General features: G+C 39.8%; 17 protein-coding genes. 1 reads left to right on the top strand and 16 read right to left on the bottom strand.

Annotated features, from left to right (window positions below; translation table 11 throughout):
* Positions 1–82 precede the first annotated feature (82 nt).
* From ABS917_RS03865 to ABS917_RS03815, 11 genes are all read right to left on the bottom strand, one after another.
* On the bottom strand, positions 83–967 hold the full coding sequence (locus tag ABS917_RS03865; RefSeq protein ID WP_350477753.1) for a polyprenyl synthetase family protein: 885 nt from the start codon (positions 965–967) through the stop codon (positions 83–85).
* A 3-nt stretch (positions 968–970) separates the two neighbouring features.
* Complete coding sequence (gene xseB, locus ABS917_RS03860) at positions 971–1,198, bottom strand: exodeoxyribonuclease VII small subunit (protein WP_350477752.1); 228 nt, start codon at positions 1,196–1,198, stop codon at positions 971–973.
* On the bottom strand, positions 1,195–2,553 hold the full coding sequence (xseA, locus tag ABS917_RS03855; protein WP_350477751.1) for an exodeoxyribonuclease VII large subunit: 1,359 nt from the start codon (positions 2,551–2,553) through the stop codon (positions 1,195–1,197). Before xseA ends, xseB begins: the two co-directional genes overlap by 4 nt.
* Positions 2,554–2,748: 195 nt before the next feature.
* Entirely contained in the window at positions 2,749–3,612 is an 864-nt protein-coding gene (folD, locus tag ABS917_RS03850; RefSeq protein ID WP_350477750.1) for a bifunctional methylenetetrahydrofolate dehydrogenase/methenyltetrahydrofolate cyclohydrolase FolD, read from the bottom strand.
* 142 nt (positions 3,613–3,754) lie between these two features.
* A complete protein-coding gene (gene nusB, locus ABS917_RS03845) occupies positions 3,755–4,141 on the bottom strand; it encodes a transcription antitermination factor NusB (protein WP_079527600.1) in 387 nt (128 codons plus the stop codon).
* A gap of 191 nt (positions 4,142–4,332) precedes the next feature.
* Positions 4,333–4,599 carry an aminopeptidase gene (locus ABS917_RS03840; RefSeq protein WP_350477749.1) on the bottom strand — a complete coding sequence of 89 codons (267 nt, stop codon included), beginning with the start codon at positions 4,597–4,599 and terminating at the stop codon, positions 4,333–4,335.
* Between the two features lie 110 nt (positions 4,600–4,709).
* Complete coding sequence (glpK, locus tag ABS917_RS03835) at positions 4,710–6,200, bottom strand: glycerol kinase GlpK (protein ID WP_350477748.1); 1,491 nt, start codon at positions 6,198–6,200, stop codon at positions 4,710–4,712.
* The gene (locus ABS917_RS03830) at positions 6,200–7,009 is read right to left on the bottom strand and encodes an MIP/aquaporin family protein (protein ID WP_350477747.1); all 810 of its coding nucleotides are present in this window, start codon (positions 7,007–7,009) and stop codon (positions 6,200–6,202) included. The genes glpK and ABS917_RS03830 overlap by 1 nt, the downstream gene beginning before the upstream one ends.
* Positions 7,010–7,027: 18 nt before the next feature.
* Positions 7,028–8,668: a glycerol-3-phosphate dehydrogenase/oxidase gene (locus ABS917_RS03825; RefSeq protein ID WP_350477746.1), complete on the bottom strand. Its 1,641-nt coding sequence runs from the start codon at positions 8,666–8,668 to the stop codon at positions 7,028–7,030.
* A gap of 171 nt (positions 8,669–8,839) precedes the next feature.
* Complete coding sequence (locus tag ABS917_RS03820; RefSeq protein ID WP_008404246.1) at positions 8,840–9,244, bottom strand: Asp23/Gls24 family envelope stress response protein; 405 nt, start codon at positions 9,242–9,244, stop codon at positions 8,840–8,842.
* Positions 9,245–9,376: 132 nt separating this feature from the next.
* Positions 9,377–10,450 carry a mechanosensitive ion channel family protein gene (locus ABS917_RS03815; protein WP_350477745.1) on the bottom strand — a complete coding sequence of 358 codons (1,074 nt, stop codon included), beginning with the start codon at positions 10,448–10,450 and terminating at the stop codon, positions 9,377–9,379.
* Between the two features lie 115 nt (positions 10,451–10,565).
* On the opposite strand from ABS917_RS03815, the gene ABS917_RS03810 reads away from it, so the two are divergent.
* Positions 10,566–10,910, top strand: a complete 345-nt coding sequence (locus tag ABS917_RS03810; RefSeq protein ID WP_350477744.1) for a nuclear transport factor 2 family protein — start codon at positions 10,566–10,568, stop codon at positions 10,908–10,910.
* 32 nt (positions 10,911–10,942) lie between these two features.
* On the opposite strand, the gene ABS917_RS03805 is transcribed toward ABS917_RS03810, so the two are convergent.
* The 5 genes from ABS917_RS03805 to ABS917_RS03785 all read right to left on the bottom strand — a co-directional run bounded on the left by ABS917_RS03805 (position 10,943) and on the right by ABS917_RS03785 (position 17,248).
* Positions 10,943–11,938, bottom strand: a complete 996-nt coding sequence (locus tag ABS917_RS03805; RefSeq protein ID WP_350477743.1) for a VanW family protein — start codon at positions 11,936–11,938, stop codon at positions 10,943–10,945.
* A 146-nt stretch (positions 11,939–12,084) separates the two neighbouring features.
* Complete coding sequence (locus tag ABS917_RS03800) at positions 12,085–13,086, bottom strand: M23 family metallopeptidase (RefSeq protein ID WP_350477742.1); 1,002 nt, start codon at positions 13,084–13,086, stop codon at positions 12,085–12,087.
* Positions 13,086–13,853, bottom strand: a complete 768-nt coding sequence (locus tag ABS917_RS03795; RefSeq protein ID WP_350477741.1) for a polysaccharide deacetylase family protein — start codon at positions 13,851–13,853, stop codon at positions 13,086–13,088. Before ABS917_RS03795 ends, ABS917_RS03800 begins: the two co-directional genes overlap by 1 nt.
* A 233-nt stretch (positions 13,854–14,086) precedes the next feature.
* Complete coding sequence (locus ABS917_RS03790; RefSeq protein WP_350477740.1) at positions 14,087–15,388, bottom strand: NCS2 family permease; 1,302 nt, start codon at positions 15,386–15,388, stop codon at positions 14,087–14,089.
* A 309-nt stretch (positions 15,389–15,697) separates the two neighbouring features.
* Positions 15,698–17,248, bottom strand: a complete 1,551-nt coding sequence (locus ABS917_RS03785; protein WP_350477739.1) for an SH3 domain-containing protein — start codon at positions 17,246–17,248, stop codon at positions 15,698–15,700.
* Between the last annotated feature and the right edge of the window lie 161 nt (positions 17,249–17,409).

The following is a 17,409-nucleotide window of genomic DNA, read 5'->3' as shown; positions in this document are numbered from 1 at the left end:
ACACACCTTTTCATCAGTTTATTCACCGTTGTGATTTTTCTATTATATCAATGTACAACACAAGACAAAAGTTTAACACATTTTAGTTACTACGTCTCACAATATACTGTGCAAATTGTCGAAGCAATGTCGTATCGATGTCAATTTTTTGCAATTCTTCAATCGCCAGCTCATAATGCTCATCCAGCTTTTGCTTTGCACCGTCTAATGTAAGTAAAGCAGGGTATGTACTTTTTTCGCTTGCAACGTCTTTTCCTGCTGTTTTCCCTAGCTGTTCCGAAGTTCCCTCAATATCTAAAATATCATCTTGAATTTGGAAGGCTAAACCGATATGGTGCGCATATTCCACTAATGCTTCACGGTCAGATTTACTTGCATTTGCCAGCACGGCACCTGCTTCAATACTAAAACGAAGTAATGCACCTGTTTTATTTACATGAACCGTTTCAAGCTCCTGTAAATTTAATAGACGCTTTTCTCCGTCCATATCAAGCACTTGTCCGCCGACCATTCCTTCAGCACCTGCCGCAATACTTAACAGGTTAACGAGCTCAATGCGTTTTTCTGCAGAAAGATTATTTAAACGTGCGATGACACCAAATGCTAATGTGTTTAAAGCGTCACCAGCCAAAGTTGCCAATGCTTCTCCATAAACAACATGGTTCGTTGGCTTTCCTCTGCGCAATTCATCATCATCCATACTTGGCAGGTCATCATGGATTAACGAATACGTATGGATCATTTCGACAGCAGAGCCTACCGAATAACTTGACTCAAGAGACTGATCGTACATTTCGCAAACCGCCACAACAAATAAAGGACGAATTCGTTTGCCTCCTGCTTTTAATGAATACAGCATCGATTCTTTTAAATGTGCCGGGGCTTTAATCGATTCAACGAGTTCATACATTGTCGTTTCCAGCTGCGGTATATTATGATCAATAAACTGCTTTAACGTGTTTTCCATCTGTTAGTCTTCTCCATTCCCTTGTTGGAAAGCTTTCTTTTCACCATCTTCTCCAACGATTGAAATTAATTGCTGTTCTGCGTTTTGCAGTGTATCATGACAAAGTTTTGATAGTTCCATTCCTTTTTTGTAAAGGTCAATTGCTTCTTCCAGTGGAACATCTCCTTGTTCAAGCTTACGTACAACATCTTCTAATTCTGTCATTGCTGTCGCAAATGTCGGTTTTGTCACTTTGCTTCCCCTTCCTTTTGCACATGCTTTTTCTCAATTTTCGCTTCGGCATATCCATCGTGAAACGTCACTTCAATCACGTCGCCTTTTTCCAGCTCGTGAACTGATTTTACTACGTTTTCCTCTTTATATGCCACGCTGAAGCCTTTACTCATTAATGCGAGCGGATTTAACGCCTCCAACATACGCAGCTGATTTGTAAAAGCGACTTTATTTTGTGCGAGCTGTTGCTGCATTCGATTCGTTAAAGTTTGCGTACGGTGTGCGAGCTGCTGTTTTGCGGCAGTTAACTGATGCACCGGAGAATACAGCTTCATCTTGCTGTCTATTGACTGCAGCTTTGATTTCTCATTCATCATATAAAGCTTCGTTGCATTTTGCAGTGATAAATCCACCTGAATTAGCCTTTCAATAAAAGGACGATATAATCGCTCAGGTGTTGCAAGCGGATAGGAATTTTGCAGTTTCGTTAAGCGATTGCGTTCAAAATTGAGCTTTGATGTCATCATTTGATGGAGAATCGACTGATGATGTAGTATTTGCTGATACAGTTGCTGCTGATTTGGGACGGCCAGTTCTGCCGCAGCAGTTGGTGTCGGTGCACGCAAGTCCGCGACAAAATCCGCAATGGTCGTATCGGTTTCATGTCCGACAGCACTAATAACCGGAATACGGCTTTCAAAAATCGCCCGTGCGACGATCTCTTCATTGAATGCCCATAAATCTTCAATTGATCCGCCGCCACGACCAACAATGAGTACATCACAAAATCCATGGCGATTCGCTAAATAAATATTTTCAGTAATATTTGGTGCCGCGCCTGCTCCCTGTACAAGCGTCGGATAAATTAAAATTTCAGCCTGTGGATAGCGTCGGTTAATCGTTGTGCAAATATCGCGAATGGCTGCACCAGTCGTCGCTGTTAATACACCGATCGTTTTCGGAAATTGCGGAATCGGCTGTTTAAAATCCGGGTTGAATAGTCCTTCTTTCTGGAGACGTTCCTTCAACTGATTAAATGCGACGAACAATCCGCCAATCCCGTCCGGCTCCATCGTTTGTGCATAAAGCTGATACGCGCCGCTTGCTTCATAGACATTCACATCGCCTCGTATAAAAACTTTCATCCCTTCTTCAGGCTTAAAGGAAAGTTTCGAAGCCTGTGAACGGAACATCGTAGCGTTAATACGTGAGCTGTCATCTTTCAGCGTGAAATAGATATGACCTGAACTATGTACTTTTACATTCGAAAGCTCTCCCGTTACGTACACATCACGTAAATGCGGATCGGCTTCAAATTTTCGTTTAATATATTTAGTTAATGCTTTTACGGATAAATAAGAATTCGATGTCATAAACGTATTGCTCCTTTACGGTAGTTCTTTTGTGATTTTTGATACGAACGGCGGAATTGCCTGTTCTTCAATAAGTAAAGAGGAAAAATAAGCAGAATAATTATCTCTATTTATCGTAAAGTATTCCTTATTGTACCCTATAAGCTAAAAATCACGATTTTGATCTACATCAAAATCGTGATTTTTGAAGTTAGATTATTTCTCTTGACGTTCTAACTCTTTTTCAGCTGCTTGTACCGTGTTTTCCAGTAACATCGTAATTGTCATTGGACCGACACCGCCTGGAACGGGTGTAATATGTGAAGCGATTCCTTGTACATCGTCAAAATCGACATCACCGCATAAACGGTTGTCTTGGTTACGGTTAATCCCTACATCAATGACAACCGCCCCTTCTTTAATATGCTCACTTGTAATAAAGTTTGCACGGCCGACAGCAGCAATTAAAATATCGGCCTGTTTCGTAAAGGACGGTAAATCCGGTGTTTTAGAATGTGTATACGTTACTGTAGCATCTTTTTGCAACAATAGTTGTCCCATCGGTTTCCCGACGATATGGCTGCGTCCTACGATGACTGCATGTTTTCCTGCAACATCTATTCCGGCATGTTCGAGCATTTTCATAACCCCATAAGGAGTACATGGCAAGTATGTATCCTGTCCAAGCATCATTTTCCCTACACTAATCGGTGAGAATCCATCCACGTCTTTCTCTGGAGAGATCGTTTGGATTACTTTATCCTCGTTGATATGTTTCGGTAATGGAAGCTGAACGAGAATACCGTGAATTGAAGCACGTTCGTTTAATTCACGAATTTTTTCAAGTAAAGCCTGTTCTGAAATATCTTCAGGTAGTTTGACAAGTTCCGAATACATCCCGATTTGCTCACAAGACTTTTGCTTGTTTGCTACATATGTTTTGGATGCGGGATTGTCTCCTACTAAAATGACAGCTAAACCGGGTGTAATCCCATTTTCCTTCAGCTTCTTTACACGAGTAGCGACCCCTGTTCGAATTTCTTGACCGATTTCTTTACCGTTAATAATTACGCTTGACATGTTGTTGCTCCTTCCAGTGATTACGACAATCGGAAAGGCTGCCTACTGCTTGCATTTTTAATAAACACTGACGCTTGTTATGACAACCTACCAGTTAAATCTTGATATATTAATCTTTATAGAATTGAATACATTTGTTGATTTATTGCTCAGTAAATTTCGAAAGTACACCATTGACGAACTTGCTTGATTTATCGTCACCGAATGTTTTAGATAGCTCGATTGCTTCGTTCATAATAACTTTGTTTGGCGTTTCTTCTGCGTATAATAATTCATATACAGCTAAACGTAAAATTGTTCTTTCAATTTTTGGCAGACGATTGATCGTCCACTTTTCCAGGTTTTTTTCTAGCGCTGCATCAATTGCTTCTAGATTTTCAGTTGTCCCACGAACTAATTGCTCCAAAAAGGCATTCGATTTTTGTTCTTCTTCAAGAACATGGCCAATCGCCTCTTCTATTGTTAATTCTGTGCTGTCTAACTGAAACAAAGCTTGTAACGCTTTTTGACGCGCCTCTGTTCGTTTCATAAATAATAGCTCTCCTTCATAAGTAGCATTACTTGTTATCATAGCATATTTTGCAAGGCATCGCACAGTTTGACAGAAAATTTTTGGCTGTTAAAAGAGATTTTTGTATTCTTCCTTAAAATGGTGAAATTTGCGATAAAAAAACGACATGTTTGAGATAAATCAACATGTCGTCTTTATACTTTTTAGCTCTAATTATTCTGTAACGGAATCATTAGCGTGCCTGTTTCGCGCTTTTCGTTTCCTGATTCCGGGAACTCAAACAGGTACGTAATTTGTTCAGCTGTTTCTTTTAGTACGTAGAACTGGAAATGCTCCATATTTTCCAGGAAATAACGGATGTCTTGCATAGCCATCAGTTCTCCGGCTTCTTCATAGTGTGACAATGCTTGCTTAAAGTAAGCGTTAATCAATGTTAAATCCTCTTCATTTGCTATACGAATATAATCTTTGCTCATATCATTTTAACTCCTCAACTAGATAATGACCTATTATAGCATAATTCCAATAGAGGATAGGAAGCTGCTGCCAAACGGCTTGAAGGTCATTTATTTTCTAGTATATTTTATCACTTAAACGCCTGTGCAGCTTTAACTGCTTTGTGCCATCCTGTGAATAAAGATTCGCGCTGCTCTTCATCCATTCCCGGCTCGAATTGGCGATCAAGCTGCCAATGCTTTTGCACTTCATCGAGATTCTCCCAGAACCCTACCGCCAATCCGGCTAAATAAGCTGCACCAAGTGCCGTTGTTTCATTGACTGAAGGGCGTTCAACAGGCACGTTTAAAATATCCGACTGGAATTGCATTAAAAAGTCGTTCATAACTGCACCACCGTCAACGCGTAATTTTCTCAAGTCGATGCCTGAATCAGACTCCATCGCCGACAACACATCGCGAGTTTGATAGGCAAGCGATTCCAGTGTCGCACGGATAAAGTGTTCCTTCGATGTACCGCGTGTCAAACCGAATACCGCGCCGCGCACTTCACTATCCCAATACGGTGTTCCCAGTCCCACAAACGCCGGTACAACATACACCCCATCCGTATCTTTGACACGTGCTGCATACGCTTCACTTTCAGCAGATTTCCGGAACATACGAAGGCCGTCACGAAGCCACTGAATCGCCGAACCGGCTACAAAGATGCTTCCTTCAAGCGCATATGTCACTTTACCATCATAGCCCCACGCGATGGTTGTAAGAAGGCCGTGCTCAGATTTTACCGCTTCCTCACCTGTATTCATCAGCATGAAACAACCGGTACCGTAAGTATTTTTTACCATTCCTTTTTCATAGCAAGCTTGACCGAATAATGCTGCCTGCTGGTCTCCGGCGATACCCGCAATCGGTACACGATGACCAAAGAAGTGATTACCCGCAATTTCCCCGTAAATTTCAGAAGACGGTTTCACTTCCGGAAGCATTGATGCAGGAACCCCTAAAATGTTCAGCAATTCCTCGTCCCATTTTAATTCGTAAATATTATACATTAGTGTTCGCGAAGCATTCGAGTAGTCAGTTACATGAACAGCTCCTTCTGTCAGCTTCCAAATAATCCATGTATCAATCGTTCCGAATAATAGATCGCCCGCTTCTGCCTTTTCGCGTGTACCTTTTACATTATCCAGTATCCATTTTACTTTCGTGCCGGAAAAATAAGCATCAATAAGTAAACCTGTTTTATTACGGAACAGGTCATTATGCCCGGCTTCTTTTAAAGAATCGCAAATATCCGCAGTTTGGCGCGATTGCCAAACAATTGCATTATATACCGGTTCACCCGTATTTTTATCCCAGACAACCGTCGTCTCACGCTGGTTTGTAATTCCGATTCCTTCGATTTGTGACGCTTGGATATTATTTTCCGATAATACTTTTGCAATTACCGATAAAATTGAACTCCAAATTTCCTTTGCATTATGCTCAACCCAACCCGACTTCGGGAAATATTGTTTAAATTCCTGCTGAGCTGTATGAACAACATCCCCTTTTTTATTGAATAGAATGGCACGTGAACTCGTCGTACCCTGATCTAAAGCCATAATATACTTTTCCATTATACGATCTCCTTTTTAGCGGATTTGGATTGTGTAATAAATGCAATAACACAAATGACAACAAATAACGTTGTAAACAACCAAAATGCCACCGAATTTTCATTTAAAAAGAATTGTTTGTAAAATAGTGCGCCTGTTACGCCACCTATAATCGGCCCGACAATCGGCACGAAAGCATAAGACCAGTCCGAATCACGCTTACCTGGTATCGGTAAGAAGAAATGCGCGATACGGGGTCCTAAATCACGGGCTGGATTGATGGCATAGCCTGTTGGTCCGCCTAAACTCATACCAATCGCAATAACGATAATACCGACTAGCAATGGATTGATACCATCAGCCAATGAATTACCGCCTAATGCTAAAATCCCTAATAATAATATAAAAGTCCCTATCATTTCTGTTACGATGTTCGCCAAAGGATGGCGAATGGCAGGAATTGTAGCAAAAACGGCTAATTTCGCATCTTGATCTTTCGTTTGTGACCAGTGTGGCAAATAGGCAATATATACGATAATTGCGCCAATAATTGCCCCTAATATTTGTGCAATAATATACATCGGAACATCCGCCCATGGGAAATCACCAATTGTTGCAAATGCTATTGTCAATGCAGGGTTTAAGTGGGCACCACTTATTCCGCCTACAGTATATGCCGCGATTGCCACGGCAAAACCCCAGGCGATTGTAATTACGACCCAGCCGCTATTTTCCGCTTTGGAAAATTTCAGCAAGGAACCGGCAACAACCCCGCCACCTAAAACAATTAATATCATCGTTCCTACTAATTCTGCTAAAAATGTTGACATTCCCTTCGCCTCTTTTCACTAAGTCATCGTTACGTCTTGTAGTTCCTGTTCTAGCTGATCTGTATGCTGCTGCTTTTGTTCTGCTGTCCAGTTGAGGTAGTCACTCATTTCATCAATAACGAGCTGTCTATATTGTTTGACTAGGTGGATATTAAATAATAGGGCGCCAGTACGACGAACGAAAAAGTCGGTCGGAGTACATGCACTTTCTTCGTTTATCGCATAGTACAGCTGACCGTAAACGATCGGCGGCAAGTTCCCTTTTGCCTGTTTAATATAATCGAATACTTTATCAACATTTGTACCGTAGAATTTTGCTAAATAACGGCTCTCTTCTTCCGTTAACCCGAGATCCTGGCCTTTCATCGTCCGTTTTTCTACAAACGATTCAAAAAACTTCGAGCCGCTCGTTTCCCCGCCCGAAATAGGAAGATTTTTTGTAATTGATTTGCCGTATTTCATCTGGTATTCGTCGTTTAATTGTTTTACGACAAGGTCCACAATTTTTTCCGCCATTTTACGGTAGCCTGTCAGTTTTCCTCCTGCAATCGTAATAAGCCCGCTTTCCGATTGCCAAATTTCATCTTTACGTGAAATTTCCGACGGTCCCTTACCTTCTTCGTGGATAAGCGGTCTCACCCCGGCCCATGCCGATTCGATTTTATCTTCTGTCAGCTGCAGTTGCGGGAACATGTAATGAATGGCATCCATAATATATTGTCGATCTTCTTTTGTTACCTTTATGCCTGCAGGATCCCCTTCATAAAAGGTATCTGTTGTTCCTACGTATGCTTTGCCGTCCCGTGGAATTGCAAAAATCATACGTCCATCTTTTTCGGTATCAAAATAGATCGCCTGCTGCAATGGGAAGTCATCCTCGTCGAAAACAAGATGCACACCTTTCGATAAAATAAGATGTTTGTTATTAAGTTCCCCATCTAATTTGCGTACATCATCAACCCATGGACCAGCCGCATTCACGACTTTCTTTGCTCTAATTTCATATTGTTCCCCAGTAAGCTGATCTTCCACTGTCACTTTAGAAAAGGCCACATTATTCGCTTCAATACCGACAACTTTCAAGTGATTCATTGCGATTGCCCCGTTGGCAACAGCCGCCTTCATTACTTCAATTGTCAGGCGCGCATCGTCTGTACGGTATTCTACATAAACGCCGCCACCGAGCAAACCGTCCTTTTTAATAAGCGGTTCACGGGCAATCGTTTCATCTGCAGAAAGCATAAAACGCCTTTCATCCTTTTTGACATTCGCTAAAATATCGTATACTTTCAATCCAAGCGCTGTCGAAAACGAACCAAATGTCCCTCCTTTATGGAAGGGAAGCAACATCCATACAGGTGTTGTTACATGTGGTCCGTTTTCGTAAACAATTGCCCGCTCTCGACCAAGCTCGGCAACCTCTTTTATTTCGAATTGTTTTAAGTAGCGCAGTCCGCCGTGCACAAGTTTTGTCGATCGGCTACTCGTACCTTCCGCAAAGTCCTGCATTTCTGCCAACCCTACTTTTAACCCTCGTGTGGCGGCATCAAGTGCAATTCCCGCACCTGTAATTCCACCACCAATAACGAACAGATCAAAGGTGTCTTCAATAAATGTTTTTTTCAGTCGCTCTCTTGCATTTGCAGAAAAGTTTCCCATACCGTTTTCCTCCTTACCAAATGAAACTTTAAATCTATACCCTATTTTCGCCTTGTTCATATCCTAAAATTCACAAAAATATGAAAAACATTTTAAATTAAAAGCCTTAGCACTAAAGGAACGAAAAAAAACCGAGCTTCATTTAAATGAGCTCGGTTTTTGTTTATACGATTATTCTGCGTCTTTTGAAGTTTCGAACTGAATTCCTGTAATGTGGATGTTCACTTCGCTTGTTTCGATGGCTGTCATATTCAAAATGGCTTGTCGAATCGTTGTTTGCACTTCTTTCGCCACTTTTGGAATGGCATAACCATATTTAACAGTGCAAAATACATCAATGACAATATTGCCTTCTTCAGACATTGCTGACTTGATGCCTTTCGAATGGACTTTTTTACCGAAACGCTCGGCAACACCTGATGCGAAATTTCCGCGTGTTGCTGCGATTCCTTCCACTTCTGTTGCAGCGATACCTGCGATAACTTCAATTACTTCTGGCGCGACTTCAATCTTCCCTAATTCTTCTTTACCAACCGGTGTTGGTTGTACGAATGCTACTTGTTGTTTCTCAGCCATTTGCGATACATCCTCTCTTATGTAAACTAATGGATTTCTAACGCTTGTTACTTTAAATCCTTATGTTCAGTATACTACAATTATAGACTGGATGTAGAACCGTTACGCCACATTTTCTAATTTTGGCAATGATCATCCATTATTCCATGCATACTGACCGTCATTCGGATCAACTAGTTTAATGTCATACACTTCACAGAAATGTTTTGCCACAAATAATATTTCCTGACGTACTTGCAGCATACTACCTGTATCATTCGTCTCGACAAAGTATCGGATGAGAATACGACAGCTTGTCGGCATCAGCTCATCCATCGCCACATGAATAATTTTCTTCGAGATTTTCGGATGTAATGAAATTTGCTCCCGTACCGACTCCAAAAACTTCACAATACTCTCCTCACTGTTTTCGATAGAAATATGCAGGAAATGCTCCACTTTTCTTTCTGTCCGATTCGACAAATTGTAAATCGGTCGATTGACCAAATACGAGTTTGGTACATAAACTGTCCCTTTATCGGATGTTTGAATAACCGTACTGCGCAAATTAATATCCTGAATCGTCCCATCGATTTTTTCATCACTCGACATGACCCAATCCCCAATTTGGAATGGTTTATCCAGGGCAACACTCATCCCGCCGAATATATGTGCGAGCGTATCACGAATACCAAATGCGAGCGCAACACCTGTTAGACCAATCGCAGTTAAAAACCCGTTTAAATTAAAGTTCCACAGTGACGCAATTGTAAACATCGCAATTACCATAACCGCAACTTTACTCATCCTTAAGAAAAACGGCGTTAAAATATCCTGATCTTTACCTGTTTCAAATCGGTGCGGATTTTTCAAATAAAAACCGAGTACATCATACAGCGCTTTAAACGCGAAAAATACATACACTGAATCGATATAAATACCGAGTTTCGCATTATCAAATAGCCATACTTCCACTAATAAAGATGCCGCCATCACAATAAGGCTGAAAATAATGGCGTTACGTATTGATGGGTACACACTTTTAGTAATGTCTCCAAAAACCGGATGATTTTTTTTATTGAACAAATCCGCAATTTTGAATAGCAGCGGCCGTATTATGAATCGAATGACGAGTAAACCGACGACAATTATTGCAGCAGCGGCCAGACCATCTGCTACAGTCGGTGCGGTAACAGACGGAATTAACCATTTTATCGATTCCCACATAACAATCACCTTCTTAAACCTACTTTACAACTACAAGACAAAATCATACCATGTAAAGAAACGATTTACATCGAAAATCGTTCCACTGATAGTCAATTCGAATGGAGGGTTATTTATGACTGCACTTAACAATCAATTTCTGCTTTTAGAACAACAACTCATGCATTACAAAAAGGCAGACTTTATCAGCCTCCTGAGTGAGGACTTTCTAGAATACGGATCATCCGGAGGCATTATGGATAAATCTTACCTACTGAATGAGATAACAAATGAAGGTATTGATGAATGTTTATTTATGATTGCGGATTTCCAGGCAATTTCAATTGCAGATCAGATTGTGCAAACACGATTCGTTACTACAAATCGAACAAATGGCAAAAGCCAAAACCGCAGTTCTCTTTGGCGCAATGAAAACGGGTCATGGCGGATATTCTTTCATCAAGGCACTCCAACAAAATAAAAAACCGCCCTTATGTAAAGAGCAGCATTTCATTACTTTTTAAATATATCCTTATATTGATGCGATGTCGTGATGGCGATTGTCAGCGCACCTTTACTGTAATACGATTTAATTAAAAACGGAGCACCGCTCGTATTTTGGAACTTGAAATCGAGCGATCCGTAAGAAACCGTGGCATCCCTACCTGTCGGGACATAGCCGATGTTCAGTGAGTGGTGATGCCTTTCGGTAATGCGAATTCCTAACTGGTCGACGGCATTAAATAATGTCGAGGATGTTTGGCAAATTCCACCGCCAATCCCCATCACAAGCTCCTTATTGATAATTTCAGGTGCCGGTTGATAACCTTTTTCCACCGTTCGCTCTCCAACCATTGTGTTAAAAGAAAAATAATCTCCATCCCCAACCAAAATATTATGGATGGCCTTTGAAGAAAGCTCGATATTTTCACTTCTTCCGGTTTGTGCTCCATTAAAATAAGTCTTAAACGAAGCAACGGTCACCTCATCCAATGATGGAATGTCTATTTCGAGATTGGTTTCCAAAATATACAGCGGTAAAAAAATATGATCACCTTTTGGAGAAGCTGTTAAGATTTTTTCGACTAATTCACTTTCCTTTAATACGACGCCAGGATTCCCTTCAATAACTTCCCCATTCTCCCCGACTTTATGAAGCACCATTATTTGATCATAGCCGGTCCTTTCCTTAGTCCCTCTGGCTAAATCTCTCGCTATTTTTTTTATGTTGGCTTCGTACAGTTCGCCATCCGTACCGTATCCTAATATTTGTGGTGTGAACGATTTCACAATTTCCATTGTTCTCGGATCAATTAATGTAATGACAGCTGGATAGATAAGCGGGTATTCTCCGACAATCGTTTCACTTTCCGGTAATGGTGCGGTAGTTGATGCTTTGATTTGCTGTGCTTCTTCACCGGTTTCGGAAGCATCTGAATACGACGCTTTTTCACAGCCTGTAAGTAAACAAAGACCGATCAGTACTAAATAAATGAAGTTTTTTTTCATTTTATTTCCCCTATCTATAAAAGCAAAGATCTCATAGCTTATTCAGAAATTTAACTTCTGTTAACAGAAGGAATACCACTAAACGCCCATGTTTATTTAATATGGGATACCGTCACTTTTATAGACAGCGAGATTGGAATCCATCATTATTGTTTTCTTTGCTTCGCTTCTTTTTCCCATCTTGCCAAGGCTGGATATGGATCAAATGCCCACTCTGTGCGACCATTAAATTTATAAATTCCATAATGGAGATGCGGCGGGAATTTTCCAGCTGTTCCTTCTTTTCCGTACCCTGTGCTTCCAACATAGCCGATAATTTGTCCTGCCTCGACAATATCGCCTTCTTTGAGTCCTTTTTGGAAATAAGCGAGGTGTGCATAATAATGATAAGAGTTATGGTTATCACGAATACCGACACGCCATCCGCCAAACTGATTCCAGCCCATCACTTCGATTACACCGTATGAAGTTGAATAGACCGGTGTGTTGTACGGGGCAAAAATATCTGTTCCTTCATGAATTCTTCGTCCTCCCCAGCCGCGATTTGCTCCCCATGTTCCTCTATAGCTGTAATCGGCATGAGTTGATAACGGAAATGTATGATCATCTAAATTGATTGTTCCGAATTTCTCATATAATTTTGCAATAACAAGTATTTGATTCACTGATATTTCATTTTTATAATAGTCCCATAACGCCAACTTAAAATTATCCTCACCATACCCGTACTGTCTTAAATAGTTCGCTAATGAAAATAATACATCCGCATCATCGGCACGGTCTGCCACCCCATCTCCGTTTCCATCCAGACCGCTTCCATTAAAGTAAGCAATCGAAACCGGGGACGTATCATTGCCCGCCGGATTTAAAATACCGGACCAAAATTCATCCGAAAATTGAATGGCAATGACACTTTCCCGTTTTGGTATATCCTTTCGCACTTCCTGAATATTCCGTTCAAATTGATCGACGGCAGCTAAATAATACCAGGGCAATAATATATTTTCATGCTGTATATAGTAGTCCATCCTCTTTTGCATTAGCTGTTCTTTTGTCATGGTGGTGTCCTCTTCGGCAGAAGCATCGGCAACCGGCATAAAACCTAACATGAAAATGGCCGTCATCATCAAAGCAATTCGATATTTCATCATTTCCCCTCCTCTACGATATGTTGGTTCGAATCATTTTGTAATCGGATCATTTGTGAAATTGTGATAAATCGGTACCCTTGTTTTTTTAGCTCAGGCAATATTTTCTCCAACGCTTGAACCGTCTGCTCCCGATTGCCTCCTCCATCATGGAATAAAACGACATTTCCATTTCCAAGACCGTTCAATACCGTATTTACTATTTTGTTTACACCTGGATCTTTCCAGTCTTCTGTATCCTGATGCCATGACCACATAACAATTTTATAGCCGTTTTTTACTGATTCTTTAACAAGTTCATCTGTATAATAACCTTCGACCGGTCGAAATAAATTTGGTTTCACCCCTGTAATGCTGAAAATTGTATCGGATGTTTGATTAACCTCTTCCATAATGGGAGAAACTGATTTTGTATAAGGATGTGTGTACGTATGATTGGCGATCTCATGTCCACTTTCATGCATCCGCAAAACGAGTTCGGGGCTTTTTTCAGCCAATTGCCCCACGATAAAAAACGTTCCCTTCGCCTCATATTGTTCAAGTAAATCAAGTACTTGCCCGGTATATTTCGGATGCGGCCCATCATCAAATGTTAGGGCCACTACCTTTTCGTCCGTTTCAATATCCCAAATAATTTGACCTGTTTCTTCATAATAGTCCCTTCCTTTCGCTTCACCGAGACTATTGAATACATACATAGCTGCAAATATAAATAAAAGGACTAAAAATAAAATAAAAGCAATTCTTTTCCATTTTTTTCTGCTCATATGTTCACTTCCTTAATAAATTTCCTCTGCATTAGTATTTAGAGAAAAGCTAAAAAGATGTATTTAATTTAAAGTGAAAATAAACCATTTGTTTTTTAAATAAAAAAGAGCTGGAGATTCAATGTGATCTCTAGCTTCTCCTGCGTTAATCATGTAATAACAATCCTTTTTATGTATAAGACAGGAACATTATCACAAAAAAAGTGCAGCTTCAGTAAGAAGCTGCACTTTTTTTAATGTGGTAAATAGATTAACTGTAAAATAAACAGAACGGCGAAAATATATACAAGCGGATGTACTTCACGTCCGCGTCCTTTTACAAGCATAATTAATGGATAGCTGATAAAACCGAGTGCGATCCCTGTAGAAATACTTGATGTAAGCGGCATTGATAGAATAACTAAAAATGCAGGGAACGATTCTTCAATTTCATCCCACTTCATATTTTTAACGACACCAATCATTAAACTACCAACAATAATTAATGCAGGCGAAGTAATAGCTGCTACACCTGATAATGAACTAACAAGCGGTCCGAAAAATGAAGCAATGATGAACAGTACGGCAACAGTTAATGCTGTTAGACCTGTTCGGCCACCAACTGCAACACCAGAACCAGATTCCAAATATGCTGTTGATGGGCTTGTTCCGAACATCGCACCCGCAGTGGTTGCAAGTGAATCGGAAACAAGTGCTTTACGTGCACGCGGCAGTTTCCCGTCCTTCAATAATCCTGCCTGCTTTGATACACCGATTAACGTCCCTGTAGTATCAAATAAAGTAACTAAAATGAATGAAAAAATAACACCGTAAAGACCGTATTCAATTACTTCAGAAATCGCAGTGATTGGATTGAATACAATCAATCCTTCCGGTAGATGCGGAAGCGCCACTACTTTATCGATTGAAAGCTGTCCTGTAAACATCGCAATGATTGCAGTCACGATCATACCGATAAAAATTGCTCCGTTCACTTTACGTGCCATTAATGCGACTGTAATGAACAGCCCGATAAATGTTAATAACGGTGCCGGCTCTGAGATGTCACCAAACTTGACTAAATTGGATTCATCAGCTATGACGATTTTGGACATACGCAGACCGATGAACGCGATAAATAATCCGATACCCGCAGTAATTGCCAATTTCAAGTTTTCCGGAATGGCTGTAATGAGCTTTTCACGGAATGGCGTTAAACTAATGATAATAAATAAAATACCTGCAATAAATACTGCTGAAAAGGCAGTAGTATACGTAATCTCTCCATTTGAAGCTAATACAACAGTATAAGTAAAATATGCGTTTAATCCCATACCCGGAGCAACGGCAATCGGATAGTTCGCACAAAGTGCCATCCAGCCTGTTCCAATAACTGCTGCGATAATTGTAGCCATAAATACTTGATCAACCGGAACTCCAGCACCTGATAAAATAATCGGGTTAACAATAATGACATAAGCCATCGTTAAAAATGTCGTTAATCCCGCAAATAATTCACGCTTAACTGTCGTCCCATTTTCTTTTAACTGAAACATTTGCATTCCTCTTTTCAAAACACGAACAATTTTTAAGAACTTATATATAATATTCGTTTCTATAGCAAAATGCAATCCATTATGAGCATTTTTTCAAATTAGGAAAATTGGTTATTTTCAGAAATTTCACCCATTTTTTTATAGCTCTCCTTTTGAGATATTTCTTCCTTTAAATAACGAGAAAAATTTCTCTTATCCTGGTGCAGACATCAGCATATTTCTTCTTTCATACTTTACCCAAATTATGATATTTTACTGCTGTAAAATGAAAAAACGGTTGCATAGGACGCAACCGTTTTTTTATTTCAATTATTTTTGTTTTGATACGAATGATTCGTATCGCTGTATAAATGCTGATATGTGAGCACGTGTTAAAATATCATTAGCCTTGAATTCTTTGATTGATGGTTGTGTAGTAAGCCCATTCTTGATGAAAAATTGAATAGCTGTGTCTTCGCTTACTGCTTTCCCATAGTAATAAGAAACCATCAATTGTGCCAGTTTCCCGCGTCTGATGCCTTCCTCAGCTAAAGCTCTTGAGGCTTTCGTTTTTTCGCTTGCCCGCACAGGCATATTATACTTTTTCGCCAAGTTGTATACTTTACTTTTACCCCAAGATGATGTGCTTTTTGCATTAGCTAATGCATCATTTTCAGCATAACGGAAGAAGATTGTCAGGAAGTGCGCTTCTGTTAATTGTTTGTTCGGTAATAAATGTGTTTCTAATTTATTTGTTTTTTCATTTCGAATTGTGCTGTCACCTTGAATGTAACCTTTGTCGATTGCCCAAACCATACTTTCTGCCCACCATAAATCCCGGAAGTCGGAAAATTTCTTAAAATACTCCGAGTAGTCAGGTTTAATGATCACTGGAGGTGGAGGAGTTGGTTTAGGTAGCGGTGTTGGTCCAGGTGTTGATATTGAATCTGCGTATTCCAAATAACTAGACGCTACATACCCCTCTGATCCGTCACTTCTTTTCACCGGATACCAGACAAAATGGTTTTTCTTGGTTGCTACTTCCTCATATTTAAAAGGACCTGAAATAGTAACCGTTTCACCTTTACTTAAAGTCCCCTTAGAATCGCTATCCGTAGTAGGTCTTGATCTAACCGTTACATTCGTTGTAGCATTTACTTTTTGACCTTTTTCAAAAGAATACTTTGATTTTGTTAACGGTAAATCAAAGTTATAATCCAGCTCTAAAAATTTAATATTATCTCTGCTGTTGGAGTCGTATTGGAACTCTTCGCTTTTAAATGGCAGCTCTTGTAAGTCTATTTTTTCAAATGTCTTAATAAACCCAAGAATCTTTTCTTGATAGGCTTTTACATTTCTTTCACCAGTTGCTTGCACAATTGGGCTATTTACTGGCTTCGTACCATTATAAGCCATAATCGCAAAGTACCAAGATTCCAGGACTTCTCTGTCACCATTATTAATTTTAGGTAAATCCGATCGATCAAACATTTTATCAAGAATTTTTACACCAGATTCAATATTATAGACAAGGTCGCTTTTCAGTCTCTCTTCATTGTAGCCCGCCTGATTTGTAATTTGCATTAGGCCGATTCCATTATCAGCTGTAACGATTGCTTTGCCGTTGTTATCGAAATGGCGCCAATTTCCACTTTCACCTTCTGCTACCGCTTTTACTATTTCAGGAGGAACATCAAATTCCAATGCTGTTTTAGTTAATAAACAGTTCATAGTTGAGTAATCGGGATTTACTTTTGATGCCGCATCATAGTCACATTTATCAGCAATATCATTCGCAATCACATTTTTATCATTATTGATAGATAGAGTGATCGCACCAATAGCTATAACACCTATCAATGGTTTGAATAACTTTTTCATATGTACTTATTACACTTCCTTTTATATTTTCTAAAGTTAAAAGATTTACATATATGTTAACATATACCAAACTTTTCAGATAGGGGTAACCTTTCGCTATTTTATTCCATGAGCAGCCATTTGCATTAATCTTTGCCTCCTCTCTTACTTTATTAATAGCT

The organism is Solibacillus sp., assembly GCF_040273735.1.
Taxonomy (GTDB): Bacteria; Bacillota; Bacilli; order Bacillales_A; family Planococcaceae; genus Solibacillus.
Note: the sequence above shows the minus strand (reverse complement) of the source record. Positions and strands in the feature narration are given on the sequence as shown.

What these genes read in the sequence shown, in the direction of transcription:
- nusB (WP_079527600.1), bottom strand. Translation starts at nt 4,141, where the DNA reads ATGAAACGAACAGAGGCGCGTCAAAAAGCGTTACAAGCTTTGTTTCAG.
- ABS917_RS03810 (WP_350477744.1), top strand. Translation starts at nt 10,566, where the DNA reads ATGACTGCACTTAACAATCAATTTCTGCTTTTAGAACAACAACTCATG.
- folD (WP_350477750.1), bottom strand. Translation starts at nt 3,612, where the DNA reads ATGTCAAGCGTAATTATTAACGGTAAAGAAATCGGTCAAGAAATTCGA.
- ABS917_RS03820 (WP_008404246.1), bottom strand. Translation starts at nt 9,244, where the DNA reads ATGGCTGAGAAACAACAAGTAGCATTCGTACAACCAACACCGGTTGGT.
- ABS917_RS03825 (WP_350477746.1), bottom strand. Translation starts at nt 8,668, where the DNA reads ATGGGAAACTTTTCTGCAAATGCAAGAGAGCGACTGAAAAAAACATTT.
- ABS917_RS03800 (WP_350477742.1), bottom strand. Translation starts at nt 13,086, where the DNA reads ATGAAATATCGAATTGCTTTGATGATGACGGCCATTTTCATGTTAGGT.
- ABS917_RS03840 (WP_350477749.1), bottom strand. Translation starts at nt 4,599, where the DNA reads ATGAGCAAAGATTATATTCGTATAGCAAATGAAGAGGATTTAACATTG.
- ABS917_RS03815 (WP_350477745.1), bottom strand. Translation starts at nt 10,450, where the DNA reads ATGTGGGAATCGATAAAATGGTTAATTCCGTCTGTTACCGCACCGACT.
- ABS917_RS03805 (WP_350477743.1), bottom strand. Translation starts at nt 11,938, where the DNA reads ATGAAAAAAAACTTCATTTATTTAGTACTGATCGGTCTTTGTTTACTT.
- xseA (WP_350477751.1), bottom strand. Translation starts at nt 2,553, where the DNA reads ATGACATCGAATTCTTATTTATCCGTAAAAGCATTAACTAAATATATT.
- ABS917_RS03830 (WP_350477747.1), bottom strand. Translation starts at nt 7,009, where the DNA reads ATGTCAACATTTTTAGCAGAATTAGTAGGAACGATGATATTAATTGTT.
- glpK (WP_350477748.1), bottom strand. Translation starts at nt 6,200, where the DNA reads ATGGAAAAGTATATTATGGCTTTAGATCAGGGTACGACGAGTTCACGT.
- ABS917_RS03865 (WP_350477753.1), bottom strand. Translation starts at nt 967, where the DNA reads ATGGAAAACACGTTAAAGCAGTTTATTGATCATAATATACCGCAGCTG.
- ABS917_RS03785 (WP_350477739.1), bottom strand. Translation starts at nt 17,248, where the DNA reads ATGAAAAAGTTATTCAAACCATTGATAGGTGTTATAGCTATTGGTGCG.
- ABS917_RS03795 (WP_350477741.1), bottom strand. Translation starts at nt 13,853, where the DNA reads ATGAGCAGAAAAAAATGGAAAAGAATTGCTTTTATTTTATTTTTAGTC.
- ABS917_RS03790 (WP_350477740.1), bottom strand. Translation starts at nt 15,388, where the DNA reads ATGTTTCAGTTAAAAGAAAATGGGACGACAGTTAAGCGTGAATTATTT.